Origin of the sequence: Hydrogenibacillus sp. N12, from assembly GCF_019645935.1 — a bacterium.
Classification (GTDB): Bacteria; Bacillota; Bacilli; order Thermicanales; family DSM-22653; genus Hydrogenibacillus; species Hydrogenibacillus schlegelii.
In genome coordinates this window covers 2,258,723-2,278,862 of sequence record NZ_CP080953.1, presented here as the reverse complement: position 1 = coordinate 2,278,862, position 20,140 = coordinate 2,258,723, and the positions used below count along the sequence as shown (strand labels likewise).

Here is a 20,140-nt window from a genome sequence, read left to right as displayed (position 1 = left end):
GATCGGGAAAAAGCCGGGGCTCGGCGCCCCGGCGGCTTGCCTCGAGCAGGGGTTCGTGTTAAGCTGGGAAAAACCGGTTTCTCCGGTCGGGCAAACGACTTCGGCCGTCCCCAGTATACCCGATCGGGCGGCGGCGGTGCAAGGGAAAGGGTCCTTCGGCCCTCTAGAGGCGCACGCTCGGCCGGAGGGCGTCCAGCCAGCGGTCGACGGCGAGCAGGTACGCGACCCACCCCGGCGCATCGAGGAGCTGCCCGAACCAGGGGAACGGCTCCGGATTCGGAAAGGTCGCGATCAGCCGGGCGAAGGCGTCCCGATCGATCCACGTCCAAAGAGGCGCCTCCGCCGTCCGAAGGCGGGCTTCGGCCAGCGCTCGAACGCCTTCGGCAAAGCGCGGGTGGAAGGTCTTCGGAAAGGGGCTTTTCCGCCGCGCCCGAATGGACGCCGGGACGATCCCCGCGAGGGCTTCCCGGAGAAGCGCCTTCGGCCGGCCGCCGGCGACCTTGAGCGACCACGGGAGCCGCCAGACGGCCTCGACGAGCGGGCGGTCGAGGAAGGGCAGCCGGGCGTCGAGGCCGAAGAGGCGGGTCATGCGGTCTTTTCGCTCGAGGAGGACCGTCCCCCAGCGGGTGAGGTTGACGTAGCCGAGGAGCCGAAGGCGGGCCTCTTCCGCTTCCGGGTCGCCGTCCGGGGTGGCCTGAAGCGCCCGAAGCGCCGCCGGCGGCGCGAGTTCGAGGAGCGCCTCCTGCCACGACGCGCGGAGGTAGACGTCCGGCGCGAGGATGGCCCGGACGTCGGGGCGGAGATACTGAAGGCGCCGGTCGATGTTTTTGGCCCACGGAAAAGCGGCGAGCGCCCGGGCTTCCGGGTCGAAAGTCCACGGATAGCCGCCGAAGAGCTCATCGGCGCCTTCCCCGGAGAGGACCGCCCGGCGGCTTTGGGCGACCGCTTCGGCAAAGAGAATGAGCGCCGCATCGATGTCCGCCATTCCCGGAAGCCCGCGGGCCCAGAGGGACCGCTCGAGGGCGCCTAAGAGGGCGTCGGCGTCGAGGACGACGGTCGTGTGGCGGCTTTTCGTGTGGCGGACCATCTCGCCGATGTACGGCGAGTCCCGTTCGGGGACGGTGGCCGTCGGGTGGAAGAAACGTTCGTTGTCTTCGTACTCGACGGAAAACGTCTCCACCGGCCGGGGGACGATCTCGGCGAGCAGGGCGACGAGGGCGCTCGAATCGAGGCCGCCGGACAAAAACGCCGCCGTCACATCCCCTCCTGCGGCGCGGCGGACGGCGGCGCGAAGGAGAGGCAAGACCGCTTCGACCGCTTCTTCCGTCTTCATCGGCCGCTCGAGGGGCGGGAGGCCGGCAAGGGACCAGTAGGTGCCCCGCTTCGTCCCGGCCGGGCTTTCCAGCCGATACGTCCCGGGCCGGAGTTGGAACACGTCTTCCAGGAGGCCGTGCTCCGGCGGGCGGTACGGCCCGAGGGCGAAGAGGACGTTCAACCCTTCGGGGCCGAGCCGCGGCCGGAACGCCGGGTGGACGAATAAGGCGGCGGGGTCCGAGGCAAACAGGAGCGTGTCCGCATGGCGGTAGCCCCATACCGGCCGGTAGCCGAGGGGATCGCGGGCCAAAAAAAGCGTCTTTTGCGCCGGGTCCCAGGCGACGACGGCAAAATCGCTCCCCGCCGCCAGCAGGGCCAAAACGGGATCAGCCAGCAGGGCTTCCGGCGGCGCGGCGGCGAGGGGGTGACCGAGCCAAAGGGCCCAGCGTCGGGGCGTGAGCGGGTTTTCCTGAAGTCGACGGTCCCGGGAGGGCGGGCCGTCCGCCTCTTCGTCCGGCAGGATGCGGATGAGGGGGCGGTCCGGATGCCGAAGGATGGCGACGGCGGCCCGGTCGTCGGCGATCACCGTCATCGCCGCCGTCCGCCGAAGGCCGTGGGCCGCTGGCGGTTCGGTCGATCCGAGGCGGGAGCGGAGCCCGTCGAGCATCATCGTCGCTTCCCGGGCCAGCCGTTCCGTCGGGGCAGGGGAGTCGAAGGCGATGACGCCGGCAAACGCGTCCATGGTCGTCGCTCCTTTGTCGGGTGGGTGGGGCCGGCATCGCCTGGATGCCGACGTCTTCCCTCGGGTGCTTCGCCGTAACGCTATGTTCGGCGCCCCTTGTCTTATGCCGGTCGCTACGAGCTTGAAGCTTAGGGGCCGGGACTAAAGCGCAGGGCATCCGGCGCCGGGGCGAAGCCGTCTGGCGCGAGGAAAGGGGTGAAGCGGATGCCGAACCACCGTGCCGCCGTGCGTTTCGTGCTTGCGCCGGATAAATTCAAAGGGACCCTGACGGCGGCGGAAGCGGCGGCGGCGATGGCGGCGGCGCTTCGGGCGGCCTGGCCGGAGGCCGAAGCGGTATCGATCCCGATGGCCGACGGCGGCGAAGGGACGCTGGAGGCGATTCTTCAGGCCCGCGGCGGACGGCGCGAGATCGCCTTCGTCGAAGACGCTTCCGGCGTGATGGGGCCGGTCGAATACGGCGTGGTGGACGGGCCGGGGGGGCCGGTGGCGGTCGTCGAAAGCGCCCGGATCGTCGGACGGACGGCGCGGCCGGTTCCCGTCCTCCGGCGGACGACGGTCGGCCTCGGCCGGCTTATCGCCCATCTCCGGGATGCGGGCTTTCGCCGCTTCTGGATCGGCCTCGGCGGGAGCCTCACGAACGACGGCGGCCTCGGCCTTCTCGCCGGCCTCGGCGCCCGCTTTCGCGATGCTGCCGGGCGAGAACTCGATCCGGCGGCGGAAAGCCTTTTCGCTCTCGCCGAGGTCGACCTTGCGCCCGCCCTGGAGAAGGTGGCCGACCTCGAGCTTTCCGTCTTCGCCGACGTCGGGGCGCCGCTCGTCGGCCCGGACGGCGCGACGTTCGTCTTCGGGCCGCAAAAGGGGCTCCCGGCGCTGTCGCTTTCGGAGGTCGACGCGGCCGTCCGGCGGTTTGCGGAGCGGGTGTGCGACGCGCCGCCGCCCTGCCCGGGAGGATCGGAGGCGGCCATCGGCGTCCCCGGCGCCGGCGCCGCCGGCGGCCTCGGTTTTGCCCTGGCGCGCCTCGGCGCCCGCCTTCTCCCCGGCGCCGACGGCATCGCCGAGCTCGTCGGCCTTGAGGCGGTGATCGCCGGCGCCCATTTCGTCGTCACCGGCGAGGGGCAGACGGACCGCCAGACGCTTTTCGGCAAGGTGCCCGCCGCCGTCGCCCGCCTCGCCCGGCTGCACGGCCGGCCGGTTTTCCTCCTTTCGGGGCGCATCGCCGTCGGGCGGGAAGGGCTCGGCGATCGGTTTGCCGCCGCCCTGGCCACCGTGCCGCCGGAGTGCGCGGCCGATCCTCCGACGCCGGCCGTCGCCCGAAGTCGGTTGGAAGCGCTTGCTTACGAACTGTTTTCCGCCCTTCGGGCCGCGCGGACGTCGTTCGGCGCCTGACGGACCATCTCAAGGCGCGGGGCGGAGCGGGGCGAAGCGGTGGGGTGGGGCGAAGTCAGGGCCCTTCGCCGGCGTGCCCGGTGCATCCATCGTCACGGCCCTGGATCCGACGCGGGAAAGGAGACCGATCGATGCGGCGCGACGAAGCGCTTTTGACCGTTTTTGAGACCGTCGAACGCCTGAGGCATTATCACGCGGCGGCGGGGCTCATGGGCTGGGACATGCAGACGATGCTTCCGCCCGGCGGCGTCGAAGCCCGGGCGGAGACGATGGGCTTTTTCGGTGCCGAAAGCCAGCGGCTCCTCACCGAGCCGACCTTCGTCGCGGCGCTGGAGCGGCTGGAAGCGGAGAGAGACGCGCTTTCTCCGGAGGAGCGGCGGATGGTCACCGTTCTTCTCCGGGACGTGCGGCGGCTTCAGAAGATTCCTCCGGAGCGCTACCGGGCCTTTCACGTCCTCGCCGCCAAAGGGGAGTCGATCTGGCGGGAGGCCCGGGCAGAGAACGACTTCGGCGCCTTTTTACCCGTGCTCCGGGAGCTGATTCAGCTTGTGCGGGAGTTTATCGACTATCTGGAGCCGGCCGGCCACCCGTACGACGCCCTCCTCGACCAGTACGAGCCGGGGCTTACGGTGGAGCGGGTCGACGCCCTCTTCCGGCCGCTTCGAGAGGCGCTCCCGCGCCTCATGGCGCTTGCCGCCTCGGGAGAGACCCCGGATCGGTCGTTCCTCAAAGGCCGCTTTCCGAAAGAGGCGCAGCGGGCGCTATCGCTTCGCCTCTCGGAGGCAATCGGCTTCGACTACCGCCGGGGTCGCCTCGACGAAAGCGCCCACCCGTTTACGATGGGCATCGAGCCGACGGACGTCCGCATTACGACCCGTTACTTTGAAGACGATCCGTTTTCGTCGCTCTTTTCCACCCTGCACGAGGCGGGGCACGGCATCTACGAGCAAAATCTGCCGACTTCCCTCGCCCGCTACGGCCTCATGGCCGCCGCCTCCATGAGCATCCACGAATCCCAATCGCGCTTTTATGAAAACGTCGTCGGCCGGAGCCTGGCGTTCTGGCGATACGCGGCGCCGATCGTGGCAGAGCAGTTCCCGGCGCTTGCCGGCGTCGAGCCGGAGCGTCTCTTCCGGGCGGTGAACGTCGTCACCCCCTCCTTCATCCGCGTCGAGGCGGACGAAGTGACGTACAACCTCCACATCGTGCTCCGGTATGAGCTGGAGAAGGCCCTGTTTGCCGGGGAGCTGGAGGCCGAAGATCTGCCGGCGGCGTGGAACGCGAAGATGGAGGAGCTTCTCGGCCTCACGCCGCCGGACGACGCCCGGGGCGTGTTGCAGGACGTGCACTGGAGCTCCGGCCTGTTCGGCTATTTTCCGTCCTACGCCCTCGGGAACCTCTACGCCGCCATGCTCACCGAGGCCCTGCTCCGGGACCTTCCGGATTTTCACGACCGGATCGAACGGGGCGACTTTGCGCCGATTCGGGCGTGGATGACCGAACATGTTCACGCCCACGGAAACCGGTACGATCCGCTGGAGCTCCTCAAGCGGGCCACCGGCCGGGAACCGGACCCGGCCCCGCTTCTTCGCTACCTCGAGGACAAGGTGCGGGCGGTCTACCGGCTCTGACTTCGCCGGCGTCGCCGGAATTCGCTCCCGCAAATTACCACCCCCATTCCGCCGGCCGTCCGCTATACTGGCCTCATGAAAGGAGGCAGGCCCATGCGGACGGCTTGGGCGCTGGCCGCCTTCCTGGCGCTGGCGGCGATCGGGCTGCCGGCGGGGGCGGTGGCGGCGCCGACGCTGAAGATCGGCGATGCCGGCGGTTACGTCTACGATCTTCAGCACCGCCTCGATCAGCTCGGTCTGTATGCGGGGCCTCAGGACGGCCGTTTCGGGCCGGGGACGGAGCAGGCGGTGCGGCGATTTCAGGCGGCCCACGGCCTCGCCGTCGACGGCATCGTCGGCCCCCGGACGTGGGCCCGGCTGTACGGCGTGACGTTCACCGCCCGGGAGATCGACCTCATGGCGCGGATGGTGACCGCGGAAGCGGGCGGAGAGCCGTTCGCCGGCCAGGTGGCCGTCGCGGCGGTCATCCTGAACCGGGTCCGGCATCCGGCCTTTCCGTCGACGGTGGCCGGCGTCCTGTTTGAGCCGCGGGCGTTTGAATCCGTCGCCAACGGGTACTTCTTCCGGGTCACGCCGACGGCGTCGGCCTACCGGGCGGTCTACGCCGCCCTCCGGGGCGACGATCCGACCCATGGCGCCCTCTATTTCTACAATCCGGCCCAAACGACCTCCACCTGGATTCGGAGCCGGCCGGTCACGGCCCGCATCGGAACGCATCTTTTTGCCCTATAGGTCCTTTTGCTCTGTTCCCCGGCGTTTCGGGCAAGTTGGGGGAGAATGCGACACATCCTCGGAGCTCCGTCAGTCCGACCGTTGACAACGTCTCGTCCGGTCGACTACGATGAAAGAGAACGCAGGCGAAAGCCCGCCGCTGGCGGGCTTTTGTCATGTTGTCGAAAGAGGAAGTCGAAAGATGTCGTCGAAAGGGACGCCGCCGGAGGTGCAACTTCGCCGGCGACAACCCGTCTAAAAGATTGAAGGCAGGGGACGAAGCGATGCGCTGGCCGGCGGGGGATCGGCGGTTTCTTCTCAGGGCATGGAATCGGCCTTTTTTTGCCATGCTCCTCGTCCTCGTTCTGGCCGGGTGTGCGGCCGGCGGCGGGGCCGAGCGAGGGACGGCGGGCCCGCTTCGGGTGCTTGTCGCGGGTTACGCCTTCGATGAGTACGCGACGCTGTACCTCGTGGCGCACCCGGAAGCGTCGATCGAGCGGACGCTCCTTTCGCTTCCGGAGCGGACCGATCGGCTTGACTATCTGCAGACACTCCTCGAGCGCTACCGGGCGGCGCTCTCCGGCGACGGCGGGCCGCCGCCGGATCTCGTCGTCGTCGATCCGGACCTGTACCCGGTTCTGGCCAGAAACGGCCTCCTCCGGCCGCTTGATGATCTTTTGCGGGAACCGGAGTTTAAGCCGGAGGCGCTGGCGCCGATCGTCGTCTCCGGGCTCACGGTGGACGGCCACCTGTACGGCCTGACGCCGACGTTTGCCGCGACGGCGATCGTCTACAACGCCGACGCGTTTCGCCGCGCCGGGGTCGAACCGCCGTCCGACGGCATGTCGTGGACCGCATGGCGGGAGCGCCTCGCCGCCGTCGTCGCCCGCGCCGGCGGTCCCCTGCGGTACGGCCTTTCCCTCGGCAACGGCCCGTTTTCGACGCTGTATGATCTCGCCGAATACCGCGTGGCGCAAGCCGGCGGCGGCCTCTTTTCCGCCGACGGAAAGCCGACGCTCGACCTTCCGGCCCGCCGGGAGGCGTGGGCGGATCTTCTCCGCTGGCGCCGGGAAAATTGGCTGGCCCCTTCCGTCTACGAGCAACTTTCCGCCGAGGGGTCGGCGCCGGCGGAACCGCTGTATGCCGAAGATGATTTTCTCACCGGCCGGGCAGCGGCGATGGTGGTGACGTTTTACGACCTCAGGCGGCTCATCGATCTCTTTAGCGGGGAGAACGTGTACGTCGGCGACCGGTGGGTCCGGCCGGCGTTTTCCTGGAACGTTGTCGGTTTTCCCCGGCCGGACGACGGCCGGGCGGTCGGTGGGCCGTTCTGGCCGAGCCTCATCCTGACCGTAAATGCCAAAAGCGACCATCCCGAACGGGCGCTCGATTTCCTCCGCTTTGTCCTGAGCGACCGGGTCGCCGAAGCCAAGCGGAGTACGGATCTTTGGGAGCTTCTCACCCGCGTCGACGCCAACCGGCACCCGGCGTGGGAAGGACTTCACCTCTCGGCGTTCTGGTCCGATGCGCCGGCGCCCCTTCCCTCGCCGTACGCTCCGCCCGGCGTCCCGGAAGAGACGTACGTGCAGGCGGAAGGGCTGCTCCGGGAGGCCTTTTCCCGCCTTTCGGCCGGCCCAGCCGGGCCGGAGGCGGTGGCGCAGGCGCTCGCGGAGGTGGAACGGCGGCTTCGGGCGTGGTCGGCACCGGCAGGACGATAGGGGCCGGAGGCCGTCGCCTTTGTCGGCGGAACGATCGGCGACGGCAGAATCGGCAGGGGATGGCCGGTCGGCGGCCGGAAACGTTCGCCGCTTGTCAAACGGCGTCGCATCGGATATCCTACGGAGGGAGTCACCCGGGAACACGGGCGCGGAAAAAGAGAGGCGGGCGCCTTGTGGCGCCGGCCGATGGGGGAGCCAGCGATGGACGTGATGGACAATCGACCGGCCGGCGGCTGGTGGCGGCGGGGGTGGTTTTGGGCCCTGGTCGCCCTTGTCTTCGCCGTCGTCGGGGGCGCCGGTTACGCGATGTGGCGGATCGACCACGCGCTGGACAAGATGACGGCCGGCGAAGGGAACGAAGCCGACGGCGTCGGGTCGGCGGAGGCCGTCGCCGAGCGGCCGCCGGAAAAGCCGTTTACCGTCCTCCTCCTCGGCACCGACACCCGGCCGGACCTCGGTTCGCTGAACACCGACGTGATCATGCTCGCCGTGGTCAATCCGGCGGAGCGGAAGATCACGCTCCTTTCCATCCCGCGGGACACCCGGGTGATGATCCCGGGGTACGGTTACGCGAAGATCAACGCCGCCTACGCCATCGGCGAAAACCGGAAGGCCCGAGCCGAGCGAAACGGAAAGCCGGTGACCGACACCGGGCCGAGCCTCGTCAAAAAAACCGTCAGCGGGTATTTTGGCGTTCCGGTCGACCGGTACGTGCTTCTCGACTTCGTTGCCTTCAAGGAGATCATCGACGCTTTGGGCGGCATCGACGTCGACGTCGAGCGCCGGCTCGTCTACCACGACCCCACCGACGGCACGGTGATCGACCTCTACCCCGGCCTGCAGCATTTGAACGGCGAGCAGGCCCTCGGCTACGTCCGCCACCGGCATGACGATCGGGGGCCGAAGTACTACTCGAGCGATTTTGATCGCAACCGGCGGCAGCAGATCGTCATTCAAAAGGTGGCGGACAAGGTCAAATCCATCCAGGGCGTCACCCGCTTTTTCACCTTGCTCGACATCGTGAGCGACCACGTCCGGACCGACTTTACGAAAAAAGAAATCCGCTCGCTTCTTTCGGCCTTCCTCGGCGTCGGCTCGGAGGCGATCACGACGATCGAGGCGCATCCGTACGGCTTTTACTCCGCCGGCGGAGCGTACGTCGCTTTTCCGGAGGAAGAGCTGAAGCGCATCCGGGAGACGCTGTGGCAGGCGCTTGGGCTCGATCCGGAAAAAGGGATGGCGCTCATCGACCCGGCCAACGACCGGCAGGGGGGCGGCGGTTCGTCCGCCGGGAGCAAAAAGACGGCGCCGGCCAAGCCCGCGCCGGCCCAATCGGCGCCGAGCCGGAAGACGCCTTCCTCCGGGGCGGTCGGTTCCACTCCGGAGAAAAGTTCCGGGCCTTCCGATGAGGGAGCGCTGGCGGCGCCGCCGTCGTCCGGCGGGTCAGCGTCGAATTCGCCGCCACCGGATGCTGCGCCGTCGAACGAAGGGACGCCGGAGAGCGATGTTTCGCGTCAGGGCGGTTCTCCGGACGCCCCCCTCACGCCGAGCGACGGGACGGTGCCGCCGGCGCCGCCGGCAGACGGCGCTCCGGCTCCGCCCGAGCCGGCCGAAAGGCGGCCGTAGGCGGACCGGACGCAGGATGTTGGACACCGCGCGACGGCGCGGTTTTTTTGTTCGGAGGGTTGTTGCTTAGATTTTTTGTTTAGAAGGGTTGATCCGCTCGGAGGGTGGAGGATGGACGCCTTTGAACGCGGGGGGTGGTGGACGGTCGTCGTCCGGCCCGATGAAGACGGAGAGACGCTGGGAAGGGTCATGCGCCGGCGGTTTGGGCTCACCGGACGCCTGTACCAGCGGATCGTCCATGCCCGGGCGTTTCGCCTAAACGGCCGGGTGTCCCACACGGCGGCGCGGGTTCGGGCGGGCGATCGGATCAGCGTCCGCATCGCGCCGCCGGAAAGCTACGGCGTCACGCCGGAGCCGATCCCGATCCGGGTCGTTTATGAGGATGCCCACTACTTTGCCGTCGACAAGCCGCCGGGGATGCTCGTCCACCCGATCGGCCGGGACGGCGAGCCGGGGAGCGGCGGAACGCTCGCCGCCGCCGTCGCCGGCTGGCTTCAGGCCCGGGGCATTCGCACCCGCATCCGTCCGGTCAACCGCCTCGACCGGGAGACGAGCGGCCTCGTCCTCTTCGCCCGGCACGCCCTCGCCCACGCCCGCCTGGACGCACCGCTCCGGCGCGGGATGATCGACCGGCGCTACCTCGCCGTCGTTCACGGTGTGCCCGATCCGCCGGAAGGGGAGATCGACGCTCCGATCGCCCGGGATCCGGCGCATTCGGAGCGGCGAATCGTCGCGCCGGACGGGCAGCCGGCCCGAACCCGCTACCGGACGCTGGCCGTCTATGCGGGGGCGGCGCTCCTCGACGTGGCCTTGATGACCGGCCGGACGCACCAGATCCGGGTTCACCTGTCGCACCTCGGCCATCCTCTTTTCGGCGACCGAACGTACGGCGGCCGGGAGCATCCGGCGGCGCCGCTCGGGCGACAGGCGCTTCACGCCTATCGCCTGGCGTTTCATCATCCGTTTGAGGATCGGCCGGTGACCATCGAAGCGCCGCTTCCGCCGGATCTCGAACGCCTGCTTCAGGCCCTCGCGAACCAGGGGTCCGGCGCGGTATAATCGCGGTAGTCGGCCGCCTGAGGCCTGGCCCTGCGACCGCCTGCAGGAGACCGGTCGACGCGGAAAGGAGGATGGGCATGGCGTGGGCCACATTTTTGACGCCGGACGGCGCGCTCCGCTGGGGCTTTCGCTCTGGGGATCGGTATGTCGCCCTCGACGAGGCGCTCGGCTTTGCGTCGCTTCATGCGTTCATCGCCGCCGGGGAGGCCGCCTGGCGGGCGGCGGAGGCGACCCTGCAGGCGGCGGAGGCGGGGCGGCTCAAGCTTCCGGCGTACGCGCCGGACGAGGTGACGCTCGACGTTCCGCTTCGAACGCCGTATCCGATCGTCTGCGTCGGGAAAAACTACGCCGATCACGCCCAGGAGATGGGCGGCGGGGAACTGCCGTCGGCGCCGGTCTTTTTCACCAAGGCGCCGACGGCGCTTCTTCCGCCGGAGGCGGCGATCGACCCCCACGTCGGCGTCACCGAAGCCTTGGACTACGAAGGGGAACTCGCCGTCGTCATCGGCAAAAGTGGCCGGGACATTCCGCCGGAGCGGGCGCTCGAGCACGTTTTCGGCTACACGATCCTGAACGACGTCACGGCGCGAGATTTGCAGAAAAAGCATGTGCAGTATTTTAAGGGGAAGAGTTTGGACACCTTTGCTCCGCTCGGGCCGGAGATCGTCCCGCGGGCGGCGATTCCCGATCCCCGGGCGCTCGTCGTCCGCACGACCGTCAACGGCGAGCTCCGGCAAAACGGTTCGGTGCGGGACCTCCTCTGGCCGATCGAGGCCCTGATCGCCGAACTTTCCCGGGGCATGACGCTTCCGGCGGGGCTTATCCTCGCCACCGGCACGCCGAGCGGCGTCGGCGCCGGCTTTTCGCCCCCGCGTTTTCTTAAGCCCGGAGACGAAGTCGTCGTGGAGATCGACGGCATCGGCCGGCTCAAAAACCGCGTCGCCGCGCGACCGGTAGCGTGAGCGTCGGCCGGGTTTCGTCAAGCGCTCTGTTTTCGTCATGAACGTCGCGGGCCGGCTTAAGCGCCGGCGCTCCGCCACGGGCGGAGCGGGGGCGGCGTCAACGCCGCCCGGCCGCCCTCCGGGTCGCGCCCGCAAGATGCGCGGCCCCGGGAAACGGCGCCCGGAGGCTCACGCCCGACCTCCGGGGCGGGCGTCCGGGCCTTCCAACGGGGCGGTCGCCGGTCGAAGGAGGCCGTGATTGGGACGGAGGGGAGGCGGCGATGGAGGAGCAGGAGCCGAAAAACGCGCCCCGGCGGCGCTTTTCGCGCTTTCAGCTCGTCGTCCGGCCGGACGAAGAAAGCGAGCGGATCGCCGAGCGCATCCGGGAAGCGCTCCTTCGGTCCGGCTTTGAGCTGGCGGAGGCGCCGGAGCTCGTCATCGCCGTCGGCGGCGACGGGACGATGCTCGAGGCGTTTCACCGCTATTACCCGAAGGTGCCGGAGGCGGCCTTCGTCGGCCTGCACACCGGGACCCTCGGCTTTTACGCCGACTGGAAGCGGTACGAAGCCGACTGGATGATCGAGACGATCCTGAAGACGGAGGCGCCGCGGATCGTCGAGTACCCGCTCGTCGCGGCGATCTTCGAATACAAAGACGGCCGCCGCCACCGGCACCTCGCTTTGAACGAGACGATCGTCCGGTCGAAGACCCTCTCGACGTTCGTCGTCGACGTCTGGATCAACGGCGACCGGTTCGAGACGTTTCGCGGCGACGGCCTCATCCTTTCAACGCCTTCGGGCTCGACCGCCTACAGCCATTCCGTCGGCGGGAGCATCCTCCACCCGTCGATCGCGGCGCTGCAGGTGTCGGAGCTTGCGGCGATCAACAACGTCGAATACCGGACGCTTGGCCGGTCGTTCATCCTGCCGCGGCATCACGTGCTCGACATCTACCCGATGCACCCCGACGGCGAGATGCTCGTCGGCGTCGACGGCAACGTCTTTTACGCCCAAGGCGTCGTCCGCATCCAGGCCCACGTGGCGGAAGAAAAAGTTCGTTTTGCCCGCTACCGCGACTTTCCCTTCTGGCAGCGGGTGCGGATGAAGTTCCTGGGCGACTGATGCATAAAATACCATTTGACATGGTGCCGCCGCCGTGATATATTAGCTATTGTCACTGACGGCTCTGCCGTCGAACGCTCCTTGAAAACTGGATCGTGGGCGAGGCAAAGGTGGAAGGGCGCACGGTGGATGCCTCGGCGCCAGGAGCCGATGAAGGGCGCGGCAAGCGGCGAAATGCCCCGGGGAGCCGCAAGCGGGCCGGGATCCGGGGGTGCCCGAATGGGGGAACCCGCCAGGGTGGAGCCCTGGCATCCTGCGCTGAATCCATAGGCGCAGGAGGGCAACCGGGGGAACTGAAACATCTCAGTACCCCGAGGAGAAGAAAGCAACCGCGATTCCCCGAGTAGCGGCGAGCGAAAGGGGAGGAGCCCAAACCGGACGGAAGTCCGGGGTTGTAGGACCGGGCCGCATGGGAGTGACAAAGAGAGGGCGTAGGCGAACGGACCTGGAACGGTCGGCCGGAGAAGGTGAGAGCCCTGTAGCCGAAACGCTCTTTCCTCCTGGCCCGGCTCCTGAGTACCGCGGGACACGAGGAATCCCGCGGGAAGCGGGGAGGACCACCTCCCAAGGCTAAATACTCCCTGGCGACCGATAGCGGAGGAGTACCGTGAGGGAACGGTGAAAAGCACCCCGGGAGGGGAGTGAAAGAGGACCTGAAACCGTGTGCCCACAAGCAGTCGGAGCCCGTCGATGGGTGACGGCGTGCCTTTTGCAGAATGAGCCGGCGAGTGACGCTTGCATGCGAGGTTAAGGCCTTCAGGGCCGGAGCCGGAGCGAAAGCGAGTCTGAAGAGGGCGGGAGTATGCAGGCGTCGACCCGAAACCGGGTGATCTACCCATGTCCAGGGTGAAGGTCGGCGAAATCCGACTGGAGGCCCGAACCCACTGGTGTTGCAAAACCAGGGGATGAGGTGTGGGTAGGGGTGAAAAGCCAACCGAACCCGGAGATAGCTGGTTCTCCCCGAAATCGCTTGAGGGCGAGCCTCAAGGGGAGCGCCTGGGAGGTAGAGCACTGATTGGGTGCGGGGCCCGCGAGGGCTACCAAGCCCTGTCAAACTGCGAATGCCCGGGCGTGGTCCTTGGGAGTCAGACGGCGGGGGATAAGCTTCGTCGTCGAGAGGGAAAGAGCCCAGACCGGCCGCTAAGGTCCCGGAGTTTGCGCTTAGTGGGAAACGATGTGGCGCTGCGAAGACAACCAGGATGTTGGCTTAGAAGCAGCCATCATTCAAAGAGTGCGTAATAGCTCACTGGTCGAGTGGCGCTGCGCGGAAAATGTAACGGGGCTAAGCGCGACACCGAAGCGCCGGGCACGAGGAGTGCGGTAGGGGAGCGTTCCCTGGGCGTAGAAGCGCGACCGGGAGGGCGCGTGGAGCGCAGGGAAGCGAGAATGCCGGCGTGAGTAGCGAGAAGGTCGGTGAGAATCCGACCCGCCGAAAGCCCAAGGGTTCCTGAGGAAGGCTCGTCCGCTCAGGGTAAGTCGGGACCTAAGGCGAGGCCGCGAGGCGTAGCTGATGGGAAACGGGTGGAGAATCCCGTACCGCTCCCGGCCGTTTGAGCGACGGGGGGACGCAGGGGGTCCGAAGGCGCGCGCGGGATGGAAGAGCGCGTCCAAGCGGCGAGGGTGGTGCGCAGGCAAATCCGCGCGCCGGAAGCCTGAGCCGTGACGGGGAGGGAAGGCGAGTACCGAAGGCCTTCCGGATCGCACTGCCGAGAAAAGCCTCTAGCGAGGCCTGGGAGCGCCCGTACCGGAAACCGACACAGGTGGGCGAGGAGAGGATCCTCAGGCGCGCGAGCGAACTCCTGCTAAGGAACTCGGCAAAATGGCCCCGTAACTTCGGGAGAAGGGGCGCCTGTCTTGGAAGGCAGGCCGCAGAGAAGTGGCCCAGGCGACTGTTTAGCAAAAACACAGGTCTCTGCGAAGCCGTAAGGCGACGTATAGGGGCTGACGCCTGCCCGGTGCTGGAAGGTTAAGGGGAAGGGTTAGGGTATAGGCCCGAAGCTCTGAACCGAAGCCCCAGTAAACGGCGGCCGTAACTATAACGGTCCTAAGGTAGCGAAATTCCTTGTCGGGTAAGTTCCGACCCGCACGAAAGGCGTAACGACCTGGGCGCTGTCTCGGCAGGAGGCTCGGTGAAATCGTAGTCCCTGTGAAGATGCAGGGTACCCGCGACTAGACGGCAAGACCCCGTGGAGCTTTACTGCAGCCTGATATTGTGGTTTGCCGCCTTCTGTACAGGATAGGTGGGAGCCTGGGAAGCGTCCTCGTCAGGGGGCGCGGAGGCGGCGGTGGGATACCACCCTGGAGGCGGCGGACGACTCACCCGCGGCCGTGAGCCGGTCGGGGGACCGTGTCAGGCGGGCAGTTTGACTGGGGCGGTCGCCTCCTAAAGGGTAACGGAGGCGCCCAAAGGTCCCCTCAGCGCGGATGGAAATCGCGCGGAGCGTGCAAAGGCGAGAAGGGGGCTTGACTGCGAGACCGACGGGTCGAGCAGGGACGAAAGTCGGGCTTAGTGATCCGGTGGTGCCGAGTGGAAGGGCCATCGCTCAACGGATAAAAGCTACCCCGGGGATAACAGGCTGATCTCCCCCAAGAGTCCACATCGACGGGGAGGTTTGGCACCTCGATGTCGGCTCATCGCATCCTGGGGCTGGAGCCGGTCCCAAGGGTTGGGCTGTTCGCCCATTAAAGCGGTACGTGAGCTGGGTTCAGAACGTCGTGAGACAGTTCGGTCCCTATCTGTCGCGGGCGGAGGAAATTTGAGGGGAGTCGTCCCTAGTACGAGAGGACCGGGACGGACGCACCGCTGGTGTACCAGTTGTGCCGCCAGGCGCACCGCTGGGTAGCCAAGTGCGGACGGGATAAGCGCTGAAAGCATCTAAGCGCGAAGCCCACCCCAAGATGAGATTTCCCACCGGCTTGACCGGGTAAGACCCCTCGTAGACGACGAGGTCGATCGGTCCGAGGTGGAAGCGCGGTAACGCGTGAAGCTGACGGATCCGAATCGGTCGAGGCTTTGCCCCCCACGATCCGGTTTTGAGGGAGCGTTCGCTCCCGCTTACATTCCGCAGTAGCTCAACGGTAGAGCATCCGGCTGTTAACCGGAGGGTTGCAGGTTCGAATCCTGCCTGCGGAGCCATTTTGTGCCACCTGGATAGGTGTCCGAGTGGTCGAAGGAGCACGACTGGAAATCGTGTGTACGGCGAACAAGCCGTACCGTGGGTTCGAATCCCACCCTATCCGCCATCTCGGATGCGGTGCTGTGGTGTAGGGGTTAACACACCGGTCTGTCACACCGGAGATCGCGGGTTCAAGTCCCGTCAGCACCGCCATCCCGGCTCGGTAGCTCAGTTGGCAGAGCAGAGGACTGAAAATCCTCGTGTCGGCGGTTCGATTCCGTCCCGAGCCACCACTGCCGGTGTAGCTCAAGCGGTAGAGCAACCGCCTTGTAAGCGGTCGGTTGGGGGTTCGAGTCCCTTCGCCGGCACCACCGATGGCGGAAGGCCGACGGAAAGCGATGGAGGGCCGTCGTTGGTCGTCGTGGGCGTTTGCGGTTCAGGCCGTAAAACACCGCGGAGGTCGAGAGACGCTCGGGGATGGTCGCCGGATCGGCGAGCCACTGTGCGGACGTAGTTCAGCGGTAGAACACAACCTTGCCAAGGTTGGGGTCGCGGGTTCGATTCCCGTCGTCCGCTCCATGCCGGGGTGGCGGAACTGGCAGACGCATGGGACTTAAAATCCCAGGGTAGGTGTCTACCGTACCGGTTCGAGTCCGGTCCTCGGCACCAATGGCTGGCGACGTACGCTCATCCGAAGCGCAATCAGCGGAAGGGGAGCGGGTCGCGTCGCAACAAACAGATGAAGAACGGATGCGCCCGTAGCTCAGTCGGATAGAGTGTCTGACTACGAATCAGAAGGTCGGGGGTTCGAATCCCTCCGGGCGCGCCATTTCTCTTTTTTTCTGCTTTTTTCTGCCGGTGTGGCGGAATTGGCAGACGCGCGCGACTCAAAATCGCGTGGGGCACCCCCCCGTGGAGGTTCGACTCCTCTCACCGGCACCACCTTAGAATTTGTGCGGTTTTGCGGGTATGGAAGGAAATGGTTTTCGCGGAAGCAGGCCTGTAGACCCACGCGACTCAGGGAAAATGCCGCGCTTGATTTCGGGAGAATCGAGTGGGGCAGTTCTAGCTTAACCTTGGGAGTATCGCGTGGCAAGCTGGCGGCCGCATTTATTGCACTAGAGGAACATTTTTTTGTGCATTTTTTTATGTGTCCTTTAGGTCGCTCCGTTATGTAATCGCTTACAATAACCGCCTAAAATCGATTCTGCGGCTTGTTTCAAAGGCGCCCAGGTATATTTATATTCTATCCCCCTTTGCCTTTCGACGCTCTACAGGGCATTTTTTCGCCTCTGACGTGATGCCGCCCTTTTGCTGCCCATTTTATGCAAAGACAAAGAGACCGGCACCGGTCGGCTAATGTGGGGGGGACCCCCAAGCAAGCACTTTACGATGTATGATTTGCGCCGAGCAAACGGAACGCTCGGCCCAAACAATGGCGCTGCCGAAGTCGGCAGCGCTTTTTGGTGTGGCCACGGGACGAGGCTTCCGGCTGGACGATGCTGTTTCCGGGAATGTTCATCGAGGGCCCATGCGCAGGGCGCCGTCGAGGCGGATGACCTCGCCGTTCAGCATCGGGTTTTCGATGATCGCGGCGACGAGATGGGCAAATTCGTGGGGCCGGCCGAGGCGCGGCGGGAAGGGGATCTGCTCCGCCAGCGACGCCCGGGCTTTTTCCGGCAGGCCCTGCATCATCGGCGTGTCGAAGACGCCGGGAGCGACGGTGACGACGCGGATGCCGTACCGGGCGAGCTCCCGGGCGAGGGGGAGGGTCATCGCCGCGACGCCGCCTTTGGCGGCGCTGTAGGCGCTCTGGCCGATCTGGCCGTCGAAGGCGGCGATGCTGGCGGTGTTGATGAGGACGCCCCGTTCGCCTTCTTCGTTCGGCGGGTTGGCCTGCATGGCGTCGGCGGCCAGCCGGACGACGTTGAAGGTGCCGACGAGGTTGATCTCGATCACCCGGCGGAAGCGGGCGAGGTCGTGGGGGCCGTCTTTTCCGATCACCTTCTCGGCGATGGCGATGCCGGCGCAGTTGACGGCGCCGTGGAGGGCGCCGAAGCGCTCCCGGGCGAGGTCGATCGCCCCGCGGACGCTCGTTTCGTCGGTGACGTCGGTCCGGGCGAAGGCGGCCCGATCGCCGAGGCGATCGGCAAGGCTTATGCCGGCTTCTTCGTTCAGGTCGGCGATCACGACGCGGGCGCCCTGCGCGACGAGGCGCTCTGCAGCGGCGGCGCCGAGGCCGGAGGCGCCACCGGTGATGAGAAAGACGCTGTCCTGGATGTGCATCGGGATCTCCTTTCTAGGCGATCGGCTCGCCCTGAGCATCCAGATGGTGTTTGAACCGCTCCCGGAGGGCGCGCTTTAAAAACTTGCCGGTCGACGTGCGGGGGATCTGGTCGACGAAGACGATGTCGTCGGGGAGCTGCCACTTGGCAAATTTCGGCCGGAGGGCTTCGTAGAGCGACGTTTTCATCGCCTCATCCGGCGTGTGGCCCGGTTTCAGAACGACGACGGCGAGGGGCCGCTCCTGCCACTTCGGATGCGGCACGGCGATGACCGCCGCCTCGAGGACGGCCGGGTGGGTCATGAGGGCGTTTTCGAGCGCCATCGTGCTGATCCACTCGCCGCCGGATTTGACGAGGTCTTTGTCCCGGTCTTTGATCTCGACGTAGCCGTGCGGGTCGATGGTGACGATGTCGCCGGTCCGGAACCAGCCGTCGTCCGTCCAGCGGTCGGCGGCCTCCGGAGCGTTGTGATAGGCCGCGGCGATCCACGGGCCCCGGACTTCGAGCTCGCCCATCGCCTCGCCGTTCCACGGGACAAGCCCTTCGGGCCCGCGGGCGCGGATCTCGACGAGGGGGACCGGCCGGCCCTGTTTGGCCCGAAGCCGGTAGCGCGCGTCCTCCGGGAGAGCCGCGGTCTCCGGCGAGAGGAAGGCGATCGTCCCGAGGGGCGTCGTCTCGGTCATGCCCCAGGCGTGAACGACGGTGAGGCCGTGGCGCTCCTGAAAGCCGCGGATCATCCCTTCCGGGGCGGCGGCGCCGCCGACGAGGAGGGCCCGCAAGGCGGAAAGATCGTAGGCGCCGGGATTCTGGTCGAGCATCTGGAGGACGCCGAGCCAGATCGTCGGCACGCCGGCGGTGAGCGTCACCCGCTCCGCCTGAAACGCCTCGAGCAGGCTCGCTGGATCGAGGTGCATGCCCGGGAGGACGTGCTTTGCGCCGACGAGGGTCGTCGTGTAGGGGAGGCCCCAGGCGTTGACGTGAAACATCGGGACGACCGGGAGCACGGCGTCGGACTCCCGAACGCCGAGGCCGTCGGCCATGGCCGAGACGATCGAGTGAAGGACGAGGGCCCGGTGGGAGTAGACGACGCCTTTCGGCCGGCCGGTCGTGCCGGAGGTGTAGCACATGGCGGCGGCGTCCCGCTCGTCGAGTTCGGGTTCGACGAAGCGGGCGGGATCGGCGCCGGCAAGCAGGGCTTCATACGGCCGCAGACCCTCGGGGAGGGAGGCGTCCGCCGGGACGCCGGCGACGAACACGTGCCGGACGGTCGGCAGCGGCCCGATTTTTTCCAAAAGGGGAAGGAGCGTCTGATCGACGATGAGCGCCCGGTCGTCGGCATGTTCGATGATGAAGCGGAGGTCTTCCGGCGGAAGCCGCAGGTTCAGCGTGTGGAGGACGGCGCCGGCCAGGGGGATGCCGAAGTACGCCTCGAGGTGTTCGTGCTGGTTCCACATGAGCGTCGCGACCCGATCGCCCCGGGCGAGGCCGAGATCCCGGAGCGCGACGGCGAGCCGCTTGGCACGGTCGATGAACTCGGCATAGGTGTAACGGAAAAACGTCCGGTCCGGCCGCCGATCGACGATCTCCCGGCGGGGAAAAAGCGTTTCGGCGCGCCGGAGGAGGTGGGTCAGGGTCAGGGGAAAATCCATCATGAGCCCCTGCATGGCGGTGCTCCTTTCCTCGAAGCGGTCGTCATATCTTGATTTTAACATATGGAGGAATCGGGCGGCAGCCGTCGATGAAGCGAGCGCGATCCTGGGCGCGGGGCCGGTGCGGACGTTTTGGTCGATTACGCTCCCGCTTTCGCTTCCGGGCGTCGTCGCCGGCGTCGTGCTCGTGTTCAGCATGTCGATGAGCTCCTACGTGACGCCGGCCCTCCTCGGCGGCGCCAACGTGCCGATGCTGCCGGTGGTCGCCTACGATGAGATTTTGAACCTGCTCCGCTGGACGTACGGAAGCGCCATCTCGTACATTCTGCTGGGGACGACGCTCCTTTTGGTGACGCTGTTTTCCCGGGCGATGGAACGGGGGCGGTTCCGGGAGGTGTTTCGATGACCGGACGTTCTTTCGCCCGCTTTGCCCATGCGGTCGTCGTTTTTGGGGTCGTGTTGTTTATTCTCATGCCCGTCTTGGTGGTCATCCCGGCGTCCTTTACGGCGGCGAGCTATCCGAGCTTTCCGCCGCAGGGGTTTTCGCTTCAGTGGTACTGGAAGATTCTCGATCGGCCGGAGTTCGTGGCGGCTTTCCGGAATTCGGTCGTCTTTGCCTTCCTGGCCGCGCTGGCGTCGGTCGTCCTGGGGACGGCGGCCGGCCTCGGCATCGCCCGCGGGACGTTTCCCGGCAAGACGGCCCTCGTGACGTTCATGACGGCGCCGCTTACGGTGCCGCAGCTCGTCCTCGGCATCGCGCTCCTCATCTACTTTACCGGCCCCCCGGCGAAAGCCTCAGAATTCATTCCGGGGATGAAGCCGGTTGTGCGTTCTTGACACT

At 67.0% G+C, this 20,140-nt stretch carries 13 protein-coding genes, 9 tRNA genes and 1 rRNA gene; 20 read left to right on the top strand and 3 right to left on the bottom strand.

Features of this window, described 5'->3' with window-relative positions:
- Positions 1–163 precede the first annotated feature (163 nt).
- Positions 164–2,056: an asparagine synthetase B family protein gene (locus K2M58_RS10675; RefSeq protein ID WP_220677523.1), complete on the bottom strand. Its 1,893-nt coding sequence runs from the start codon at positions 2,054–2,056 to the stop codon at positions 164–166.
- A 204-nt stretch (positions 2,057–2,260) separates the two neighbouring features.
- On the opposite strand from K2M58_RS10675, the gene K2M58_RS10670 reads away from it, so the two are divergent.
- The 18 genes from K2M58_RS10670 to K2M58_RS10585 all read left to right on the top strand — a co-directional run bounded on the left by K2M58_RS10670 (position 2,261) and on the right by K2M58_RS10585 (position 16,307).
- A complete protein-coding gene (locus K2M58_RS10670) occupies positions 2,261–3,442 on the top strand; it encodes a glycerate kinase family protein (protein ID WP_220677522.1) in 1,182 nt (393 codons plus the stop codon).
- Between the two features lie 131 nt (positions 3,443–3,573).
- Positions 3,574–5,073 carry a carboxypeptidase M32 gene (locus K2M58_RS10665; RefSeq protein ID WP_220677521.1) on the top strand — a complete coding sequence of 500 codons (1,500 nt, stop codon included), beginning with the start codon at positions 3,574–3,576 and terminating at the stop codon, positions 5,071–5,073.
- Between the two features lie 93 nt (positions 5,074–5,166).
- Positions 5,167–5,805 carry a cell wall hydrolase gene (locus K2M58_RS10660; RefSeq protein ID WP_220677520.1) on the top strand — a complete coding sequence of 213 codons (639 nt, stop codon included), beginning with the start codon at positions 5,167–5,169 and terminating at the stop codon, positions 5,803–5,805.
- Between the two features lie 263 nt (positions 5,806–6,068).
- Positions 6,069–7,502 (top strand): ABC transporter substrate-binding protein, encoded by a 1,434-nt coding sequence (locus K2M58_RS10655; RefSeq protein ID WP_220677519.1) that lies wholly within the window; start codon positions 6,069–6,071, stop codon positions 7,500–7,502.
- Between the two features lie 201 nt (positions 7,503–7,703).
- Positions 7,704–9,128: an LCP family protein gene (locus tag K2M58_RS10650; protein ID WP_220677518.1), complete on the top strand. Its 1,425-nt coding sequence runs from the start codon at positions 7,704–7,706 to the stop codon at positions 9,126–9,128.
- Between the two features lie 111 nt (positions 9,129–9,239).
- Positions 9,240–10,187 (top strand): RluA family pseudouridine synthase, encoded by a 948-nt coding sequence (locus K2M58_RS10645; protein ID WP_220677517.1) that lies wholly within the window; start codon positions 9,240–9,242, stop codon positions 10,185–10,187.
- A gap of 77 nt (positions 10,188–10,264) precedes the next feature.
- Positions 10,265–11,149 carry a fumarylacetoacetate hydrolase family protein gene (locus tag K2M58_RS10640; protein ID WP_220677516.1) on the top strand — a complete coding sequence of 295 codons (885 nt, stop codon included), beginning with the start codon at positions 10,265–10,267 and terminating at the stop codon, positions 11,147–11,149.
- Between the two features lie 260 nt (positions 11,150–11,409).
- On the top strand, positions 11,410–12,249 hold the full coding sequence (locus tag K2M58_RS10635) for an NAD kinase (protein WP_066202670.1): 840 nt from the start codon (positions 11,410–11,412) through the stop codon (positions 12,247–12,249).
- A 102-nt stretch (positions 12,250–12,351) separates the two neighbouring features.
- Positions 12,352–15,270: ribosomal RNA gene (locus K2M58_RS10630) — 23S ribosomal RNA — on the top strand.
- 40 nt (positions 15,271–15,310) lie between these two features.
- Positions 15,311–15,385, top strand: a tRNA-Asn gene (locus K2M58_RS10625).
- 13 nt (positions 15,386–15,398) lie between these two features.
- Positions 15,399–15,492: transfer RNA gene (locus tag K2M58_RS10620), tRNA-Ser, on the top strand.
- A 10-nt stretch (positions 15,493–15,502) separates the two neighbouring features.
- Positions 15,503–15,578: transfer RNA gene (locus K2M58_RS10615), tRNA-Asp, on the top strand.
- Positions 15,579–15,582: 4 nt separating this feature from the next.
- Positions 15,583–15,658 (top strand) — tRNA-Phe (locus K2M58_RS10610).
- A gap of 2 nt (positions 15,659–15,660) precedes the next feature.
- A tRNA-Thr gene (locus K2M58_RS10605) sits at positions 15,661–15,736 on the top strand.
- A 133-nt stretch (positions 15,737–15,869) separates the two neighbouring features.
- Positions 15,870–15,944 (top strand) — tRNA-Gly (locus K2M58_RS10600).
- A gap of 1 nt (position 15,945) precedes the next feature.
- Positions 15,946–16,034: transfer RNA gene (locus K2M58_RS10595), tRNA-Leu, on the top strand.
- Between the two features lie 83 nt (positions 16,035–16,117).
- Positions 16,118–16,194: transfer RNA gene (locus K2M58_RS10590), tRNA-Arg, on the top strand.
- Between the two features lie 25 nt (positions 16,195–16,219).
- Positions 16,220–16,307, top strand: a tRNA-Leu gene (locus K2M58_RS10585).
- A 576-nt stretch (positions 16,308–16,883) separates the two neighbouring features.
- Here the strand turns inward: K2M58_RS10585 and K2M58_RS10580 are convergent.
- Together K2M58_RS10580 and K2M58_RS10575 are read right to left on the bottom strand one after the other, a co-directional pair.
- Positions 16,884–17,651, bottom strand: coding sequence for a 3-hydroxyacyl-CoA dehydrogenase (locus K2M58_RS10580; RefSeq protein ID WP_220677515.1), 768 nt, complete (start codon positions 17,649–17,651; stop codon positions 16,884–16,886).
- A 13-nt stretch (positions 17,652–17,664) separates the two neighbouring features.
- Positions 17,665–19,314, bottom strand: a complete 1,650-nt coding sequence (locus tag K2M58_RS10575; RefSeq protein ID WP_252393468.1) for a long-chain fatty acid--CoA ligase — start codon at positions 19,312–19,314, stop codon at positions 17,665–17,667.
- Between K2M58_RS10575 and K2M58_RS10570 the strand changes: the two genes are divergently transcribed.
- The gene (locus K2M58_RS10570; RefSeq protein WP_220677514.1) at positions 19,301–19,705 is read left to right on the top strand and encodes an ABC transporter permease; all 405 of its coding nucleotides are present in this window, start codon (positions 19,301–19,303) and stop codon (positions 19,703–19,705) included. The two genes, K2M58_RS10575 and K2M58_RS10570, sit on opposite strands and share 14 nt — an antisense overlap.
- Positions 19,702–20,136 carry an ABC transporter permease gene (locus tag K2M58_RS10565; RefSeq protein WP_220677513.1) on the top strand — a complete coding sequence of 145 codons (435 nt, stop codon included), beginning with the start codon at positions 19,702–19,704 and terminating at the stop codon, positions 20,134–20,136. Before K2M58_RS10570 ends, K2M58_RS10565 begins: the two co-directional genes overlap by 4 nt.
- Positions 20,137–20,140: the final 4 nt, after the last annotated feature.

What these genes read in the sequence shown, in the direction of transcription:
- K2M58_RS10675 (WP_220677523.1), bottom strand. Translation starts at nt 2,056, where the DNA reads ATGGACGCGTTTGCCGGCGTCATCGCCTTCGACTCCCCTGCCCCGACG.
- K2M58_RS10670 (WP_220677522.1), top strand. Translation starts at nt 2,261, where the DNA reads ATGCCGAACCACCGTGCCGCCGTGCGTTTCGTGCTTGCGCCGGATAAA.
- K2M58_RS10665 (WP_220677521.1), top strand. Translation starts at nt 3,574, where the DNA reads ATGCGGCGCGACGAAGCGCTTTTGACCGTTTTTGAGACCGTCGAACGC.
- K2M58_RS10660 (WP_220677520.1), top strand. Translation starts at nt 5,167, where the DNA reads ATGCGGACGGCTTGGGCGCTGGCCGCCTTCCTGGCGCTGGCGGCGATC.
- K2M58_RS10655 (WP_220677519.1), top strand. Translation starts at nt 6,069, where the DNA reads ATGCGCTGGCCGGCGGGGGATCGGCGGTTTCTTCTCAGGGCATGGAAT.
- K2M58_RS10650 (WP_220677518.1), top strand. Translation starts at nt 7,704, where the DNA reads ATGGACGTGATGGACAATCGACCGGCCGGCGGCTGGTGGCGGCGGGGG.
- K2M58_RS10645 (WP_220677517.1), top strand. Translation starts at nt 9,240, where the DNA reads ATGGACGCCTTTGAACGCGGGGGGTGGTGGACGGTCGTCGTCCGGCCC.
- K2M58_RS10640 (WP_220677516.1), top strand. Translation starts at nt 10,265, where the DNA reads ATGGCGTGGGCCACATTTTTGACGCCGGACGGCGCGCTCCGCTGGGGC.
- K2M58_RS10635 (WP_066202670.1), top strand. Translation starts at nt 11,410, where the DNA reads ATGGAGGAGCAGGAGCCGAAAAACGCGCCCCGGCGGCGCTTTTCGCGC.
- K2M58_RS10580 (WP_220677515.1), bottom strand. Translation starts at nt 17,651, where the DNA reads ATGCACATCCAGGACAGCGTCTTTCTCATCACCGGTGGCGCCTCCGGC.
- K2M58_RS10570 (WP_220677514.1), top strand. Translation starts at nt 19,301, where the DNA reads ATGAGCCCCTGCATGGCGGTGCTCCTTTCCTCGAAGCGGTCGTCATAT.
- K2M58_RS10575 (WP_252393468.1), bottom strand. Translation starts at nt 19,314, where the DNA reads ATGCAGGGGCTCATGATGGATTTTCCCCTGACCCTGACCCACCTCCTC.
- K2M58_RS10565 (WP_220677513.1), top strand. Translation starts at nt 19,702, where the DNA reads ATGACCGGACGTTCTTTCGCCCGCTTTGCCCATGCGGTCGTCGTTTTT.